The organism is Tessaracoccus zhenghani, assembly GCF_054552775.1.
The window spans coordinates 1,752,037-1,767,759 of sequence record NZ_CM137275.1 but is presented as its reverse complement, the minus strand read 5'-3'; the positions used below and the strand labels follow the sequence as shown (position 1 = coordinate 1,767,759).

At 68.6% G+C, this 15,723-nt stretch carries 16 protein-coding genes and 1 tRNA gene; 5 read left to right on the top strand and 12 right to left on the bottom strand.

From position 1 onward, the window contains the following. Window positions 1–30: 30 nt before the first annotated feature. Window positions 31–2,799, bottom strand: coding sequence for an FAD-binding and (Fe-S)-binding domain-containing protein (locus ACX1DX_RS08525; protein WP_459396255.1), 2,769 nt, complete (start codon window positions 2,797–2,799; stop codon window positions 31–33). 82 nt (window positions 2,800–2,881) lie between these two features. On the opposite strand from ACX1DX_RS08525, the gene ACX1DX_RS08520 reads away from it, so the two are divergent. Then, window positions 2,882–2,955, top strand: a tRNA-Gly gene (locus tag ACX1DX_RS08520). Between the two features lie 13 nt (window positions 2,956–2,968). Here the strand turns inward: ACX1DX_RS08520 and ACX1DX_RS08515 are convergent. Next, on the bottom strand, window positions 2,969–3,928 hold the full coding sequence (locus ACX1DX_RS08515) for a DUF368 domain-containing protein (RefSeq protein WP_459396254.1): 960 nt from the start codon (window positions 3,926–3,928) through the stop codon (window positions 2,969–2,971). A 245-nt stretch (window positions 3,929–4,173) separates the two neighbouring features. Between ACX1DX_RS08515 and ACX1DX_RS08510 the strand changes: the two genes are divergently transcribed. Together ACX1DX_RS08510 and ACX1DX_RS08505 are read left to right on the top strand one after the other, a co-directional pair. Next, window positions 4,174–5,259 carry a GNAT family N-acetyltransferase gene (locus tag ACX1DX_RS08510; RefSeq protein ID WP_459396253.1) on the top strand — a complete coding sequence of 362 codons (1,086 nt, stop codon included), beginning with the start codon at window positions 4,174–4,176 and terminating at the stop codon, window positions 5,257–5,259. A gap of 79 nt (window positions 5,260–5,338) precedes the next feature. Next, the gene (locus ACX1DX_RS08505; RefSeq protein ID WP_459396252.1) at window positions 5,339–6,166 is read left to right on the top strand and encodes a putative endonuclease domain-containing protein; all 828 of its coding nucleotides are present in this window, start codon (window positions 5,339–5,341) and stop codon (window positions 6,164–6,166) included. 74 nt (window positions 6,167–6,240) lie between these two features. On the opposite strand, the gene ACX1DX_RS08500 is transcribed toward ACX1DX_RS08505, so the two are convergent. The 7 genes from ACX1DX_RS08500 to ACX1DX_RS08470 all read right to left on the bottom strand — a co-directional run bounded on the left by ACX1DX_RS08500 (window position 6,241) and on the right by ACX1DX_RS08470 (window position 12,095). After that, on the bottom strand, window positions 6,241–6,900 hold the full coding sequence (locus tag ACX1DX_RS08500; protein WP_459396251.1) for an HAD family hydrolase: 660 nt from the start codon (window positions 6,898–6,900) through the stop codon (window positions 6,241–6,243). A gap of 81 nt (window positions 6,901–6,981) precedes the next feature. Then, the gene (locus ACX1DX_RS08495; protein ID WP_459396250.1) at window positions 6,982–7,626 is read right to left on the bottom strand and encodes a DUF305 domain-containing protein; all 645 of its coding nucleotides are present in this window, start codon (window positions 7,624–7,626) and stop codon (window positions 6,982–6,984) included. Window positions 7,627–7,855: 229 nt separating this feature from the next. Beyond that, window positions 7,856–8,068, bottom strand: a complete 213-nt coding sequence (locus ACX1DX_RS08490) for a hypothetical protein (RefSeq protein WP_459396249.1) — start codon at window positions 8,066–8,068, stop codon at window positions 7,856–7,858. Between the two features lie 138 nt (window positions 8,069–8,206). After that, window positions 8,207–9,289: a polysaccharide deacetylase family protein gene (locus tag ACX1DX_RS08485; protein ID WP_459396248.1), complete on the bottom strand. Its 1,083-nt coding sequence runs from the start codon at window positions 9,287–9,289 to the stop codon at window positions 8,207–8,209. A gap of 171 nt (window positions 9,290–9,460) precedes the next feature. Beyond that, complete coding sequence (locus ACX1DX_RS08480; RefSeq protein WP_459396247.1) at window positions 9,461–10,297, bottom strand: MetQ/NlpA family ABC transporter substrate-binding protein; 837 nt, start codon at window positions 10,295–10,297, stop codon at window positions 9,461–9,463. A 101-nt stretch (window positions 10,298–10,398) separates the two neighbouring features. Further along, the gene (locus ACX1DX_RS08475) at window positions 10,399–11,079 is read right to left on the bottom strand and encodes a methionine ABC transporter permease (RefSeq protein ID WP_076061113.1); all 681 of its coding nucleotides are present in this window, start codon (window positions 11,077–11,079) and stop codon (window positions 10,399–10,401) included. Continuing rightward, complete coding sequence (locus ACX1DX_RS08470; RefSeq protein ID WP_182764104.1) at window positions 11,076–12,095, bottom strand: methionine ABC transporter ATP-binding protein; 1,020 nt, start codon at window positions 12,093–12,095, stop codon at window positions 11,076–11,078. Before ACX1DX_RS08470 ends, ACX1DX_RS08475 begins: the two co-directional genes overlap by 4 nt. A 108-nt stretch (window positions 12,096–12,203) precedes the next feature. Here ACX1DX_RS08470 and ACX1DX_RS08465 point away from each other — a divergent pair, with 108 nt between their 5' ends. Continuing rightward, window positions 12,204–12,905 carry an alpha/beta fold hydrolase gene (locus ACX1DX_RS08465; protein ID WP_459396246.1) on the top strand — a complete coding sequence of 234 codons (702 nt, stop codon included), beginning with the start codon at window positions 12,204–12,206 and terminating at the stop codon, window positions 12,903–12,905. A 7-nt stretch (window positions 12,906–12,912) separates the two neighbouring features. Here ACX1DX_RS08465 and ACX1DX_RS08460 read toward each other — a convergent pair whose 3' ends face one another. After that, window positions 12,913–13,476, bottom strand: coding sequence for a type II toxin-antitoxin system PemK/MazF family toxin (locus ACX1DX_RS08460; protein WP_459396245.1), 564 nt, complete (start codon window positions 13,474–13,476; stop codon window positions 12,913–12,915). A 17-nt stretch (window positions 13,477–13,493) separates the two neighbouring features. Next, a complete protein-coding gene (locus ACX1DX_RS08455) occupies window positions 13,494–14,069 on the bottom strand; it encodes a hypothetical protein (protein ID WP_459396244.1) in 576 nt (191 codons plus the stop codon). A 53-nt stretch (window positions 14,070–14,122) separates the two neighbouring features. On the opposite strand from ACX1DX_RS08455, the gene ACX1DX_RS08450 reads away from it, so the two are divergent. Further along, window positions 14,123–14,719: a class I SAM-dependent methyltransferase gene (locus ACX1DX_RS08450; RefSeq protein WP_076061102.1), complete on the top strand. Its 597-nt coding sequence runs from the start codon at window positions 14,123–14,125 to the stop codon at window positions 14,717–14,719. An 11-nt stretch (window positions 14,720–14,730) separates the two neighbouring features. Here the strand turns inward: ACX1DX_RS08450 and ligD are convergent, their stop codons facing one another. After that, the gene (gene ligD, locus ACX1DX_RS08445; RefSeq protein ID WP_459396243.1) at window positions 14,731–15,705 is read right to left on the bottom strand and encodes a non-homologous end-joining DNA ligase; all 975 of its coding nucleotides are present in this window, start codon (window positions 15,703–15,705) and stop codon (window positions 14,731–14,733) included. Between the last annotated feature and the right edge of the window lie 18 nt (window positions 15,706–15,723).

The following is a 15,723-nucleotide window of genomic DNA, read 5'->3' as shown; positions in this document are numbered from 1 at the left end:
GGGACGCCCGGGCGAGACCGGGCGGTCAGCTCAAGGGCGGGTCGCCTGCGCGAGCAGTTCGATGATGTGGCGGTAGGTCTGCCCGGTGGCGCGGGTCATCGCGAGTTCGCAGGTGCGGTTGGTGGACGCGTACGCGGCGAACTGCCGCCCTCCGAGTTCCTCGGCCATCTCCCGCGTCGCCGACTCCGTCAGCTCGGGGTGCAACACCCCCCGGTCGCCGGCCCAGCCGCAGCAGGCCCAGCTGTCCGGCACCACCACGTCGTCGCTGATGGCGTTGGCGATGGCCAGCAGGTGCTCGTTGATCCCCATCCGGGTGGACGCGCACGTGGGGTGCAGCGCGATGGAGTCGATGGGGTGGGTGACTTTGAGGTGGGGGAGGAGGTGCTCCGCGGTGAACTGGACGAGGTCGAGGACCTCGATGTCGTGTCCCTCGGCCATCTCCTGGAGCGCGAGGGCGCAGCTGGAGGCGTCTATCACGATGGGCAGGCTGGCGCCGTCGGGGCCGTGCACGTCGATGCCCTTGAGGGTCTTGGCCGTCATGATCTCGTAGCCCTCGACAAGACCCTTGGCCTTCCAGGGGGCGCCGCAGCACAGGTCTGTGGCGTCGATCAGCGAGACGGAGACGTCCGCCCGGTTGGAGACGTCGCGGAACGCCTGGAACGTGCCCTGCCCGGCGGGGGCGAGGACGGTCTGGAGGCAGCTGGGGAAGTACGCGGCCACCCCGTAGATCCGGCCGCGGTCCTTCCTGCTCGGCCTGCGCTTCAGGCCGGCTCCGCGTGGCAGGTCCTCGTCGTAGCCGGGGACGGCCTCCTCGCCGAGCCGGCGTCGGCCGGCGCTGGTGACGGCCAGGGCGAGCGGGGTGGTGGTTTTGGCCATGGTGAGGGCCGCGGAGCCCATCCGGGTGGCCAGCCCCCAGTGTTTCGCCGCCGACGTCCAGGCGGTCTTCTCCACGCCCTGCGCGAGTTCCTGGCGCTGGTGACGTACGAGGTCGCCGACGTTGATGCCGAGGGGGCACGCCACCGAGCACATTCCGTCGACGGCGCAGGTCTCGATGGCGGCGTAGAGGTAGTCGTCGGTGATCTGGTCGAGCAGTTCGTGGTCCGACTGGCGGGCGGCCAGTTCGCGGCGCAGCACGATGCGCTGGCGGGGGGTGATCGTCAGGTCGCGCGAGGGGCACACCGATTCGCAGTAGCCGCACTCGATGCAGGAGTCCACCTCCGGCTCGATGGTGGGCATGAGCTTGAGGTTGCGCAGGTGCTCGTCGGGGTCGTCGGAGATGATGACGCCGGGGTTCATGATGCCCGCCGGGTCGAAGAGGTGCTTGATCTCGCGCATCACCTCGTACAGCTCGTCGCCGTACTGGGCGTTGACGAACGGCGCCATGGCGCGCCCCGTGCCGTGCTCCGCCTTGAGGACGCCTCCGCGGCGCAACACCTCGCGCACCAGGCTGCGGGTGAACTTCCGGTAGCGCAGCAGACCGGCGGGCTGATTGAAGCGTTCGCTGAGCAGGAAGTGGATGTTGCCGTCACGCGCATGGGCGAACAGGGGCACGTTGTCGATGCCGTAGCCGTGCTTGTCGAACAGCACGTCGAGGGCCTTGCACATGTCTGCGAAGTTCTCGAGCGGCAGGCTCAGGTCCTCCAGCAGGGTGGTGGTGCCCGAGGCACGCGCGCCGGCCACCAGGGCGTAGAGGCCCCGGCGCAGTTCGATGAGCGCGTTGCGCTGCGTGGGATCTGTGGTGAGTTCGACGACGTCCACTGCGTTCAGTTCGCCCAGCGCCTTCTCCGCCCGGGCGACGCGCTCCGCGAGGTTCTCCGCGGAGGTGTCGTGGAGCTCGACGAGCAGCACCGCCTGCGTGGTGAGGTCCGCGTCGCGGATGATCGAAGGCGCGGTGGGCTGCTCGCGCACGACGCGCAGCGCCGCCACGTCCATCAATTCGATCGCCTCGAACCCGTGTTCCACCAGGCCCTGGGCGGCGGTGGCCGCGGCGTCGAGGTTGGGGAACACCGCCAGCGCCGCCGCCGAGTGGCTGTAGCGCGGCACGGTGCGGAACGTGGCCTCCGCGACGAACCCCAGCGTGCCCTCGGAGCCGACGAGGAGGTGGGGGATGATGTCGACGGGGCGGTGGAACTCCAGCAGCGCGTTGATGCCGTAACCCATGGTGTTCTTGATGCTGAAGAGGCGGTTGATCTCGGCGATGGACGTGGGGTTGGTGCGCAACCGGTTGCGCAGCATGTGGAGCCCGCCGATCAGCTTGGTCTCCTCCAGCCGGAGAGTGATGTCGGCCGTGGGATCAGCGGTGTCGACGATGCGTCCGCTTGGCAGGACGAACACCATCGACTCGAGCGTGTGATAGGCCGTCTCGTGGTTGCCGGCCAGCATGCCGCTGGAATTGTTGGCGATGATGCCGCCGATGGTGCACGCCACCTCGCTGGTGGGGTCCGGCCCCATCCGCCGGCCGTACGGCGCGAGCCGCGCGTTGACCGCCGCGAGAGTGGCTCCGGCTCCGGCGCGGACCCGTTCGCCGCCGTCGAGGACCTCCACCCCGCGGAAGTGTTTGCGCACATCGACCAGCACTCCGTCGGTCACCGACTGCCCGCACAGGCTGGTGCCGCCTGAGCGGAACGTGATGGGCTGACGGATGAAGGAGGCCTCCGCCATCAGGTCTGAGACGTCCTCCACGCTGGTGGGGGTGACGACGGCGGCCGGCGTCAACAGGAAATGTGACGCGTCGTGGGCCATGGCCAGGCGCGTGATGGCGCGCTCATCCCGTTTGAGGTGGGGCTGTGCGTCAGTCACGGCTCCAAGCCTACTCATGTCCTGCCAATTTCGGGGTGCTGCGGACGGGGGCTGGATGCCTGCTAGTCTTGGGTTCGCAAACGCGGGCGTAGCTCAATGGTAGAGCGTCAGCTTCCCAAGCTGAACACGCGGGTTCGATTCCCGTCGCCCGCTCCATTGCTGCCCGGAGCTATTCGTCGGCAGCTTCCACCAGGGCCTCGCGCTGATCCGTCACCCGGTCCTCCACCTTGCTGAACAGCCAGGACGCGATGACGCCCACCACCAGGAGCACGACGGCGAAGAGCACCGCGTTGGTGAAGCTCAGGTCTGCGGCGCGCAGCCCCTCGGCGGAGAAGGCGGGGAAGACCACCGTCGGGAAGATGGCGAGCGAGGAACCGACCACCATGCCCAGGATGAAGTGGTACATGCCCGCGTAGTGGCGGTCGAAGGCCCACGCTGCGGCCTTGGCGAAGATCAGCACGCAGACGATGAGGCCCAGCGCGAGCGGGATGACCGTGCCCAGGTCCAGCGCCTTGATGCCGCTGGCCATCTTGTCGTAGAGGCCGAAGTAGATGAGGAAGTTCGAGGGGCTCATGCCGGGGACGATGAGGCCCAGGCCGATCAGGGCGCCGGAGCCGAACCAGGCGGGGATGCTGGGCTCCACGTGCAGGAGTTCGCCGGACTGGCCGCCCACCAGCATCAGCGCGAAGATCGCGGCGGCGGAGACCGCCATGATGATGAGGTGTTTGGTGCTGCGCCCGCGCTTGCCGGCCTGGTAGTAGAGCGACGGGAATGTGCCGATGACGAAGCCGATGAACAGGCACACGAACTGCGCGGCGTACTTGCCGAAGGCCGCCTCGACCACGACGGCGAAGCCGAGGATGCCGAGCCCGACGCCGATGCCGACGGGGATGAAGAACAACACGTTGCGCAGGAAGTTGCGGCGCGGATTGGCGAGGAAGCGGATCAGCGGGTCGTAGAGCTTGAAGATCACCGCGAGCACGCCACCGGACAGGCCTGGCAGGATCGCGCCGACGCCGACGGCGATGCCCTTGAGGAGCCGGGCCATCCAGCGACCGAAGGAATCCGGCTGGAGAACGGGGGACGCGTCAGTGTCGCGGTGCTCCGACTCGACGGGGGTCTCGCTCATGCAGATCGTGCTTTCTCTCGAGTGCGCCTCCACTGTAGACCGGGCCGCACGCTCGGGTTAATTTCCGCACGGGGTCTTGCGCAGCCGTCGTCCCAGTGCCAAGGTGTTTTCCATGATGATGAGGCTCTGAGCGCGCGGGTTTTCCCAGGCGTTGTCGCTGTGTGTGCCGATGTGTTTTCGCGGCCCCGGGCAACGCCGCTGCTGCCTTTCCCGACGACCTCATCGCACTCTCTTCAGGACTCATCATGAACATCTTTGAAATCCCTCTGCCCGAACTGGCCTCCGACCCCGACTGGGCGGACCACAAGCGGCTCGAAACCGAATGCAACCGCGAGATCATCGGCGGGCCCGAGTGGGACGTCGATCCGGAGGCGGATCTCGTCTCCGCCAGGGCCGAGAAGGAATGGGCCACCCGGTGGTTCCTGGCCCGCGACGCCGAAGTCGCCGCGGGGTGGGCGCGCACGGCCCGCAACATGGTGGACCAGCCGGAGCTGGCCTACGTCACGCTGTACGTCACCCCGTCCCACCGTGGGACCGGGTTGGGGCAGGCGCTGGCCGACACGGTGCGCGAGGTGCTCGTGGCCGAGGGCGTCACCATGTTCCAGGTGTGGATCACCACGCCCATCGTCGACGAGCCGCTGAGGCCGTCGTCGGGCTTCGGCGGAGTGGACCCCGGCCACGGGGGAGTGAAGCTGGCGCTGGCGAACGGGCTGAAGCTCAAGCAGGCGGAGCGCGTCAGCCGGTACGACTTCGCCCGGCCTCTCGTCGATCCCGCCGAGGCGCTGGCCGAGGCGCAGGGGGTGGCGGGTGCCGAGTACGAGGTGGTCACCGTCGAAGGGCCGATGCCCGAGGGAATGTTGGCGGGCTACGCGGTTCTGATGGAGCGGATGGCGGTGGATCCCCCGCAGGGTGAGCTCACCGTCGTGGAACGCAGATGGGACGCCGAGCGAGTCCGACAGGCCGAGGCGGTAAGGCTGTTGACGGACCGGATCTACCGGGCCGTGGTGCGGCACCTGCCCACCGGCGACCTCGTGGCGTTGAGCGAGATGCACGTGGACCGGGCCAATCCGCTGGCCTTCGTGGACCAGTGGGACACGATCGTGCTGCCGGACCACCGGGGCCACCGGTTGGGCATGCTCGTGAAGGCCGCCAACCTCATCCAGGTGCGCGACAAGGAGCCCAACGCCCGGGCGATCCTGACGTGGAACGCCGAGGAGAACCGCCACATGCTGCAGGTCAACGAGGCGCTGGGCTTCTACCCGGTCTACGCCGAGGGCGGCTTCGAGGCCAGCGTGGCGGAAGCTGTGGACAACGGTGAATCGGTGGCCTGACCGGCCACAGTGCTGCCATGGAACATGGCACTGAAATTCGCAGGGAGATTCCTGCCACATCGCCCGTAAACAGCCCGATGTGGCAGAAATCTCCCTCCAGATTCCGATGACCCAACTCGTCATTTCCCGTGCCGACCTCCTGGCCAAGGAATGGACGGGTAAGAACATCGAAGCGGCCGTGTCGGCGGGCACCCTGACCAGGGTGGCCCACGGCTGGTACGCCCACCCCACTGCGGAATCCTGGCTGATCGCGGCTGTGCGGGTGGGCGGTCGGCTGGGCTGCCTGTCTGGCTGCAAGCATCACGGACTTTGGACCCCTTCTCATCCGAAGCCGCACATCGTCGTGGGGAAGGGGGTCACGGTGGGGCGGGCAGGTTGGCACCGCCACACCGCGGCGCTTCCGGGACAGGCGGTCTTCCCCGTCAAGGACTGTCTGGCTCAGGTCATCCGGCACCACAGCCCGGAAGAGGCGCTGATGGTGCTGGAATCTGCAGCCCACAAGGAACTGATCACCCGCACCGAAGCGGAGCTGCTGATCGCCGATGCCCCGGCGCGGAAGCAGCGGGTGCTGAAGTTCTTCAGCCCGCTGGCGGAATCCGGCTCCGAGACCCGGGTGCGGCTCTGGCTGCAGCAGCAACGGATCCCGGTGCAGGCCCAGGTATGGATCGCGGGTGTGGGGAGAGTCGATCTCCTTGTGGGCAGGTCCCTCGTCCTGGAGTGCGACAGCGCGGAGTTCCACGAGTACCGCGACGAGGACTACGAGCGCTACCTCGGCCTGCGTGACCTCGGCTACACGCCCGTGGGGTTGGCCTTCAACCAGGTGCACCACTCCTGGGAGGCCACGAAGCTCTCCTTGCAGGCGGAACTGCGTTCCGGCCTGCATCTGCGACCGCCCAGCCCGAGGTGACCGGGAAACGGAGGGAGATTCCTGCCACATCGTCCGCTTATGGCCCGATGTGGCAGAAACCTCCCTCTGAATTTTCAGCGGTCGGTGGTCAGCAGTGCCGTGACCTCAGCGGCGGAGTCCACAACCACCTCGGCCCCGCCGGCGAGCAGCTCTTCGCGGGTCGCGGCGCCGGTGGTGATGCCCATCGGCCGCATCCCGGCCGCGATGGCCATGGTCATGTCGCTCACGGCGTCGCCCACGTACCAAGTGCCCTCAGCCTGGACCTCGAGGCGCTCGAGGCCCAGCAGCGCCGAATCCGGCGCGGGCTTGCCGTGCTCGACGTCCTCGGTGGTGACCAAGGCGTCGATGAGGTGGCTCAACTCCGTGATGTCGAGCAGGTGGATGGCCGAGGCGGTGCCCTTCGCCGTCACCACGCCGATGCGGTAGCCCGCCAGACGCAGGTCCTCCAACATCTCCCGCACGCCGGGGAGGACCAGCTGGGAACCGGCGGCGTTGACCGCGAGGTGGAGGGCGTCGCGGTACTCCACGATGATGCGGTTCAACCGCTCCGGGTCGTCGGCGAACGTGTGCAACTCGCCCATCGCGAACTCGATGGGGCGGCCGATCAGCGGGTAGACGTCGCGCGGGACGCACTCGATGCCGTGAGCATTGAGCGCCCCGGCGATGTACTCGGCGATGAGCGGCACGGTGTCGGCGAGCGTGCCGTCGAGGTCGAAGAGAACAGCGCGGGTCATGAGGACAACCCTAGCCACCGCATCGCGTGGTCAACTGCCGGTTCGGCACGGTTGACCTTTGTCCGCGCACCAGGCGTCGGATCAGAGGCTGGTGAGCAACTCCTGCATCTCGGTGATCTCAGCCCGCTGGTCGTCGATGATCTTCTGCGCCAACGAGAGAGCATCGGGGTTCTGGCCCTCAGCCAACTGCTGCTCGGCCATCCCGATCGCCCCCTGGTGGTGGGCGACCATGGCCTCGAGGAACGCCTGATCGAACTCGGCGCCGGACAGTGCGTCGAGCTGAGTCATCATCTCCTCCTGGGTCATCCCGTCCATGTCCATGCCACCCATGTCCATGCCGCCGTGGTCGTCGGGGGAGACGTCTTCGCCCCAAGCGCCCAACCAGGTGGTCATCTCGTCGATCTCGGGTCCTTGGGCTGCGGAGATCCGCTTGGCGAGTTCGACGACCTCGGCGTTTTCGGCCCGTTCGATGGCCAGCTCAGACATCTCAATGGCACCCTCGTGATGGATGATCATCATCTGAGTGAAGGTGATGTCCTGCTCGTTGTGGTCCGCGGCGACGTCTGACGAGGCGCTCGCAGACGCTGACTCCGTGGCCCTGGATGTAACTGTGGGGGAGGCAGAGGCTGCCGGAGAGGTCGTGGCGCTCTGGTCTGCGCAGGCTGCCAGGGTGGCTGTGAGGGCCAGCCCGGCCACGGTGGCGGTGATCCGCTTCGTACGTGACATGTGTTGGTGCTCCGTTCCTGGCCGACGGGGATCGCCGGACTCCCCTCGAGGCTATTCACCCTCAGCTCGGGAACCAACCCGCGGAGGGTCAAGAATCGATCAAGACACGCTGTGGTTCTGGCGCGGTGGCGGCGGGGCCGGGGCGGGGGAAGGCTCGGCACGGGCAACCTGTTCGATCCCCGCTCGGCTTGTGGCCAGGTGGGGATCGCGTGACGAGGTGACCTTCCGGTCAGGAGGAGTGGTGGTGCTCCATGCCGGAGAATCCCTGGTGCATGCCGGGGTTGTGGGTGCCGTCGAGGCCCATCTCTGACTGGGCCATCATGCGGACGTGGTCGGCGAACTCGCGGCCAGTGGGTTCGACTGCTCCGGCGGAGGTGGTGGTCATAGCGACGACTGCCGCGGCTGCGGCGGCGATGGCGGCGATCCTGCGCTTGGTGATCATGGTGGTCTCCCTCATTCAGGTGCCGGTCCTTCCGGCTGATACGTCCACTGTTCCTCGACAATGTATGGATCTGCTCAACTTTCCCCTCGGCTTCGATCAAGAAGCATGGCCGGCCGCTGGACATGGATCTCGTGTGGCTCAGCAGGCGAGCCCAGCGGGCTTCGCCACGACAGGGCCGCGGTTGACGCACACCCCGATGCCGCGGGCCTTCAGCCCGTCGCGCATCGCCCTCAGCGTGGGCCCGTTGAACGCGTACCACTTCATGTGCATCAGCACGCTGTCGCCGGGCCGGGCCGAGGTGACGACGGTGTTGATCAGCTGCTCGCTGGTGCGGCCCCGGTAGTCCAAGGTGTCGAGGTTCCACAGCCAGATCTTCATCCCGACGGCGGCGTAGGCCCGCTTCACGGTGTCGGTGTTGTAGGAACCACCGGGTGGCCGGCCGTAGGTGGTCACCACGCCCGGAGCGCCCAGCTCGTGGACGACCTGCGAATAGGTCAGCGTCGTCAGGTTGGGGTGGGTGATCGAGTGGTTGAACACGTAGTGGCCCTTGGAACGGGCGTAGGCGGCGTCGAACCGTCCGGCGCTGATGCAGTTGCCCGTCGGGAACAGCACCAGCGCGATGCCCAAGTCCGTGGCCGCGCTGACGGTGGTCTTGAAGGCCGACAGCGACGTGGGACAGTCATCGAACGTGAGAGTCACCCGGTTCGTCGCGTTGGGGCCCTTGTTGATGTTGTAGGCGCTCGGTGCAGGCACGGACGGCGCCTGCGTCGCGGGCGGCCGGTACCAGTAGAGAGTGGCGAGATCCGGGCGGATCGTGCCGAACTGCACGATGTTGTTGAACACGAACTGCCGCCCGTTCCACAGGTAGGAACGGCAGCCGTTGCGGCCGGTGGTGGCCGTTTCGCATTCGGTCCACCAGGTGCGCCCGTTGATGTGGTGCTCGCCCGGGGTGGCCAGGGGATTGCCGGTCCACAGGCTCCTCGGTGACGGCAGGTACGTGAGGTTGTTGAACGTCCACACGCCGCCCACCTTGAGCTGCGACGTGCAGCGCGCGGTCTGCGAGTAGGGCTCGCACCAGGTGCGCCATTGACGTCCGGCGCTGATGTGTACCCCCGGCGTGGTGTAGACGTCGAAGGCCTGGGCCGGGGGCGCCGCCACCCAGCCCGCCGCGACCAACGCAACAGTCAGCGCAGCCATGATCCACCTCGAGATGTGCCGCATCAGAATCCCCCTGTTTCCAACCGGCTCGGGCGGCGTCGCCCGGGTCTTGAAAACAATGTACGCCCGGGTGTGCCCGGGGTGAAGAGTCCGCGAAACCGAATGTCACAAGGGGAAACGCGGCGACGGGGCCACGCGGATCAACCGCGTGGCCCCGTCGTCAAAGGGATGTGATCAGCCGGGGATCACGTCACCGGCAGGCCACTCCTGCTTGATGAACTCGGCCACCTCGTCCGAGTGCAGCAGCTCGTCGAGCTTGGCGACACCCGGGTTGGTGTTGTCCGTGCGCCACGCGAGGATGTTGGCGTACGGGTTGCCCTCGACGGCTTCGATGGCGATCGCGTCATCGGCGTTCAGACCCGCGTTGAGGATGAAGTTGCCGTTGATCAGCGCCGCGTCGACCTTCGGGTCCTCGAGCTGTTGCACGACGACCTCGGGCTGCGCCTCCTCGAACTTCAGTCCCTTCGGGTTCTGCTCGTCGGAAATGGTCAGCGCGGTGGTGTCCTCGGCGATGTCCTGCAGCAGGCCGGCCTCTTCGAGGAGCTTCAGGCCGCGGTACTGGTTCGACGGGTCGTTGGTCAGCGCGATGACGCCACCGTCGGGCACCTGGTCCGCCGATTCGTGCCTGTCCGAGAACAGGGCGAAGGGCTCGATGTGGACGCCCTCGCCGTGCTCGAACTCGAAGCCCTTCTCAGCCACCTGGTTGTCGAAGTACGGCACGTGCTGGAAGTAGTTGGCGTCGAGTTCACCCGACGCGAGCGCCTCGTTGGGCAGCACGTAGTCGTCGAACTCCTGGATCTCCAGTTCGATGCCTGCCTCGGCAGCCAGGTTCTCCTTGACGAATTCGAGGATCTTGGCGTGCGGCACGGGGCTGGCACCGACGACGACCTTGGTGGGGTTCGCCGAGTCGAGCGAGGCGTCGGCTCCGGGCGTGGCGGCGTCAGAGCCACAGGCCGTCATGGCCATGACGGTTGCCAACGAGGCAGCGACGGCGGTGAGGATCTTGCGCATAGGTCTTTCTCCTTAGCTACTGGGCCGACAACAAGTCGGCCATCTTCCTTACTGTGGCCCCGAAGGGCCGCCCGCCTGACGGCGGGAGTCTGTGGGGTGGGTCAGCGGTGGTCGATCTTCTTGGTGACGGCCTCGCCGGCCATCTGGATGACCTGGACCAGTACCACCAGGATGACGACGGTGACGATCATCACGTCCGCCTGGTAGCGCTGGAACCCGTAGTTGTAGGCCAACCGGCCCAGGCCGCCGCCCCCGATGAGGCCGGCCATGGCCGAGTAGCCGACGATGGTGACCACCGTGGTGGTGATCGACGCGACGAGCGCGGGCATGGCCTCGGGGATCAGCACCTTGGCGACCGACTGCAGTTTCGTCGAGCCCATGGCGTGGGCGGCGTCCAGTTTGCCGACGTGCACGTCGCGCAGCGACGTCTCAACCAGCCGCGCGAAGAACGGGATGGCGGCGATGGCCAGCGACACGGATGCGGCGATGGGGCCCAGCGAAGTGCCCACGAGCCAGCGCGTGAACGGGATGAGCGCCACCATCAGGATGGCGTAGGGCAGCGACCGGGTGATGTTGACCAGGATGGGCGACAGTGCGAAGTTGAGCGCCCGGTTCTCCGCGAGCCCGCCGCGCTGGGTGACGAACAGCACCACGCCCAGGGGGAGGCCGATGAGGACGGTGGCGATGCTGGAGATGCCCACCATCTGGATGGTCTCGACGAACGCGGGGAGCAGCGCCTTCTGCAGCGCGGGGTTGTTGAACCAGGTGTCGAGGAGGATCATGCGATGGGTTCCTCCTGACGGATCTCGGTGGTGAGGCGGGCGTCGGCACCCAGCAGTTTCAGCTCGTCGACGACGCGGTTGGCGTCGGCGCCGTGGGGCACCGCGAGCCGGAGATGGGAGAACGTGGTGCCGGCGAGCTGCTCCACCGAGCCGGCGACGATCGCGAGGTCCGCGCCGACGGCGCCGGAGGTGTGGGCGATCATCGGCAGGGCGGCGCGGTCACCGCTGGCCAGCACGTCGACGAGAGTCGCGTCGCTGGCCTCGACGGGGGAGTGCGGCGGGATGCCGAGCAGCGCCTGGCTGAGCCTGCCGCTGAGGCGCTGGACGACGTGCGTGAGCGGCCCGGATTCGACGATCCGGCCGGCTTCGAGGAGCGAGACGGAGTCACAGATCTTCTTGACGACGTGCATCTCGTGCGTGATCACGAGGACGGCCAGGTCCTGGGGGCTGCGGTCGCGCAGCGACACGATGAGGTCGAGGATCTCGTCCGTCGTGCGCGGATCCAGCGCCGAGGTGGGCTCGTCGAAGAGCAGCACGTCGGGATCTGTGGCCAGGGCCCGGGCGATGCCGACCCGCTGCCGCATGCCGCCGGACAGTTGTGCCGGGTAGGCGTTGCCCGCGTCGGAGAGGCCGACGAGCCGCAGCAGCTCCTGGGCCTTCTCGCGACGCTGCTCGCGGCCCACGCCGATGAGCTCGAGCGGGTAGGCGACGTTGGCCAGGATGGTGCGCGAATCGAAGAGGTTGGCCTGCTGGAAGACGAGCCCGATGCGACGACGGGCGGTGCGCAGCGCGTCGGAGCGGGCAGCGGTGAGGTCCACGCCGTTGATCTCCACGGTGCCGGACGACGGCCGGTCCAGCAGGGTGAGGCAACGCACCAGGGTGGACTTGCCTGCGCCCGAGTGCCCGATCACGCCGTGGATGGACCCGGCGGGGACGGTGAGCGACACTCCGTCGAGGGCGCGCACTTCACGCTTGCCCTGGTGGTAGACCTTCCGCAGGTCTGTGACGGTGATCATGGACTCTCCTGTGCTTCAGCACAGTCATTCAACCACTCGCCGGCCCGGCGCTCCGAATCGGCCGGCCCCTTGTTCACCACCGGCGTACCGGCTGCCTAAGCTGGACAGATGAGCCGCACGGTGGTCTTCGTCCATGGCCTTCGCACCTCGTCGACCATGTGGGACCCCCAGGTGGAGCGGCTCCGCGAACGCGGCTGGACCTGCATCAGCCCGGATCTGCCGGGGCACGGAAGCCGTCGCGACGAGACCTTCACCTCTCAGAGCGCCCTCGACACCATCAGGGCCGCCCTGCTCGAAGCGTCGACGGCGGGGCCGGCTCACCTGGTGGGCTGTTCGCTGGGCGGCATGCTGGCGATCCACGCCGCCGCCCGCTTCCCTGAAGTGGTCCGCTCGCTCGTGGCGGCCGGGTGCTCCACCCAGCCGGGACGGCGCAGCGCCGCGTTCTACGGCCGGCTGATCGGCTGGACGGACCGGGCGGGCGAGGCGCCACTGCGCCGCGTGCTGGGCCCGGCGGGCGCGGAGGCCTATCTGCGGCGGGGCCGTGCCGATCTGGCTGCGGTGGCGGCGGGGGTGCGGGCGGCGGCGCAGTTCGACCTGCTCGCCGACCTGGCCTCCATCGGCGCCCCCGTGACCATCCTCAACGGTCGGTTCGACCAGTTCCGGGGGCAGGAGCGGCGTTTCGCGCGCGCGGCCCGGCGTGGTCGGCTGGTGGTGTTGGGCTACGGCACCCACATGGTGAACCTCACGCACCCCGGCCCGTACACGGACCGGCTCGAGCGCCTGCTGCTGGAGGCTGAGGCGGCGTCCTGATGGCCGCTCAGTAGTGGTTGCCCACCTCGCGTCCGACGGTGCGGAAGGTGGACTCGTCGAGGATGGCGCCCACACGGCGCACGGTATCCGGATCGATGCGGATGATCCGGTTGACCCGCACCTCGCTGGGGCGGCGCTGCGAATCCCAGTCGCCGGCGCCGATGTCCAGCCAGTATCGGCCGGCGCGCGCTTCCTGCTCCTCATCGCGGTCGTGGTCCTGACTGGTGATCTGCAACCCCAGGAGCCAGGGGCCGTCGTGCCCGATCAGCAGCACGGGGCGGTCCTTGCCGCGGCTGTGGTCCTCCTCGTAGGGCACCCAGGTCCAGACGATCTCGCCCGGGTCCGGACGGCCGTCCAGATGGGGGGCGTAGCTGATCTCCGGCATCTGCGTGAAGTCCCCCGGGTAGTCGCCCGAGGGTTCCTCCCTGCGCCGCTCCTGCGGCGATTCGTTCTGCTTGAAGCGCGCGCGGGTGCGGGGTCCACCGCTGGGGGCGTCCTGCGGGCGCCGGAGCGAGCGGGTGGCCGCGTCGCGGAGCACGCGGAAGAGACCGTTGAGGAGCGAGTTGGCCATGCTGGGGAGTCTATAAGTCAGCGGAACCGGGCGAGCCGGCCGTAGTGGATCTCACCGGGCCGGCGGTACGGGGCGGGCGGGGTGGCGCGCACCTGCGTCCAGTGCCGGAAGTAGCGGGTGACGGGCGGCAGGAACAGCAGGCCGGCGCCAACCACCGTCAGGGCGACGGGCACCGCGGCGTACCAATGGGTGATCGCCATGAAGCCGCCCATCAGCGCAGCCGCGACGAGGCCGGCCCAGCGCGCCCAGCGCCACCCGTTCCAGGCCTGGAAACCGGCGATGCCAGCGGCCCCCGCGGCCAGTGCGAGAGCGGCCGCCAGCGCGACCTCCAGCGTCAGCGACAACCACGTGCCCGGTGCCGGATCCGTCCACGCGATGAGCCACGCGGAGTTGGCGTAGCTGGCCGGGTGCGCCGCCATCCACCAGTGCCAGGCGTAGGCGCCCAGGGCCGAGGCGACGGCGAGGTAGAGCAGCACCGACGCGACCGCGAGCACGACGGGGCGCCGGGGCTCGCCCGTGCGCCTGCTGAGCGGCACGCCGCCCTGCAGTTCCTCCAGCGGCGGGAGGGTCGCGATCTGCTTGGTGGTGTCCATCGCCGCCAAGACTACAAGCCGTCCGGCCCCGGTGGCAGAGGCATACTTGAGCCATGCACGACCACGACTGGGACGAGACCTACAGCCACTCAGAGGCCATGTGGTCCGGCAACCCCAACGCGGCGCTGGTGGCGGAGGCCTCGAAGCTCTCCCCGGGGCTGGCCCTGGACGTCGGCTCGGGCGAGGGCGCCGACGCCATCTGGCTCGAGCAGCAGGGGTGGGAGGTCGTCGGGCTGGAGCCGTCGTCGGTGGCCATCGAGCGTGCCACCAGGGCCATGAAGGCCGCCGGCGTCGAGGTGGAGTGGGTGCACGGCGAGCTCGGCTCCGCCTTCCTGCCGCACGCCGAGTACGACCTGGTCACCGCCAGCTACGTCCCGCTGTTCACGGATGCGCACACGGCCGGTCTCCTCACGAGCCTGGTAGCGCCCGGCGGACACCTCGTGGTCGTGCACCACGCAGATTTCGACACCCAGGTGCACGAGGACCATCCCGCCTACGGCAGGGAACTCCTCAGCCCGGAACTGATCTCCGAACGACTGCCCGACGGGTGGAGCGTCATCACCCTCGACAACCGCGAGCGTTCCGTCACCCACGGGGCCGGTGCCCAGCACCGCGACGACGTGGTGCTGGTGGCGCAGCGGCTCAACTGAGCGGCGGCGGCTCAACCGGTCTCGGCGACGGCCGCCTCGGCCGGCGACACGTCCGGGCGCAGCCGCATCATCACCGGCTGCCGCAGCACCCCGTCGGGCGTGACGTTGAGGTAGCGCACCTCGACGCACAGCATGGGTTCCACCCAGTGCGTGCGACGGACTGCCGGGTCTGAGGGGACGGGATCGAAGGGCGGGGTGGGGCGTTCGGTCGTGCGGAGGACCTCGAGCAACATGTCCTTCTCCGCGTGGCTCAGCCCGGAGCCCACGCGGCCGAGTGAGTACAGCACCGCTTCGGTCTCGAACGTCGCCTCGTCAGCCGGGTGGCCGATCCACACCGCGCCCAGCCGTGCCGGGTTGGTGGTCTCCGGGAGCCAACCGCCGATCACTCCCACCAGTTCGGTGCGGTGCGGAGTCTTCACCCAGTGCGCGGTCCGTGCCCCGGGAAGATAGACGGACTCGGCCCGTTTGCTGATCACGCCCTCGAGCCCGGCGTCGCGGGTGGCCCGGGCGAGCGCCTCGCCGTCGTCGTGCTGGTCCGACAACTGCCAGTGCGGCCGGGTGAGGTCGAGCTCCTCCAGCCGTGCGCGCCGTTCTGCCAGCGGCAGCCGGGTCAGGTCCTCGCCGGCGAGCTTCAGCAGGTCGAACGCGACGAACGTGACGGGCCGCTCGGCGGACCACCTGGCCGCCCGCGCCGCGTTGCGCACGTGCATCCGCGGTTGGATGGCGTGGAACGACGGCACGCCGTCGCTGTTCAGCGCGATGAGTTCGCCGTCGATGATGAGGCCGTCAGGTAGGCCGCGGGCGCCCGCTACCACCTCGGGGTAGGCGATGGTGATCTGCCCCTCGGTGCGGTTGTACAGGATCAGTTCCCCGCCACGGGTCTCGGCGATCGAGCGCACGCCGTCCCACTTGATCTCGTGGACCCAGCCCGGCCCGACGGGTGGCACCCCGGGCGTGGCGGTGGGGGTGGCGAGCATGGGACGCATCGGCCCATTGTCCCCTCT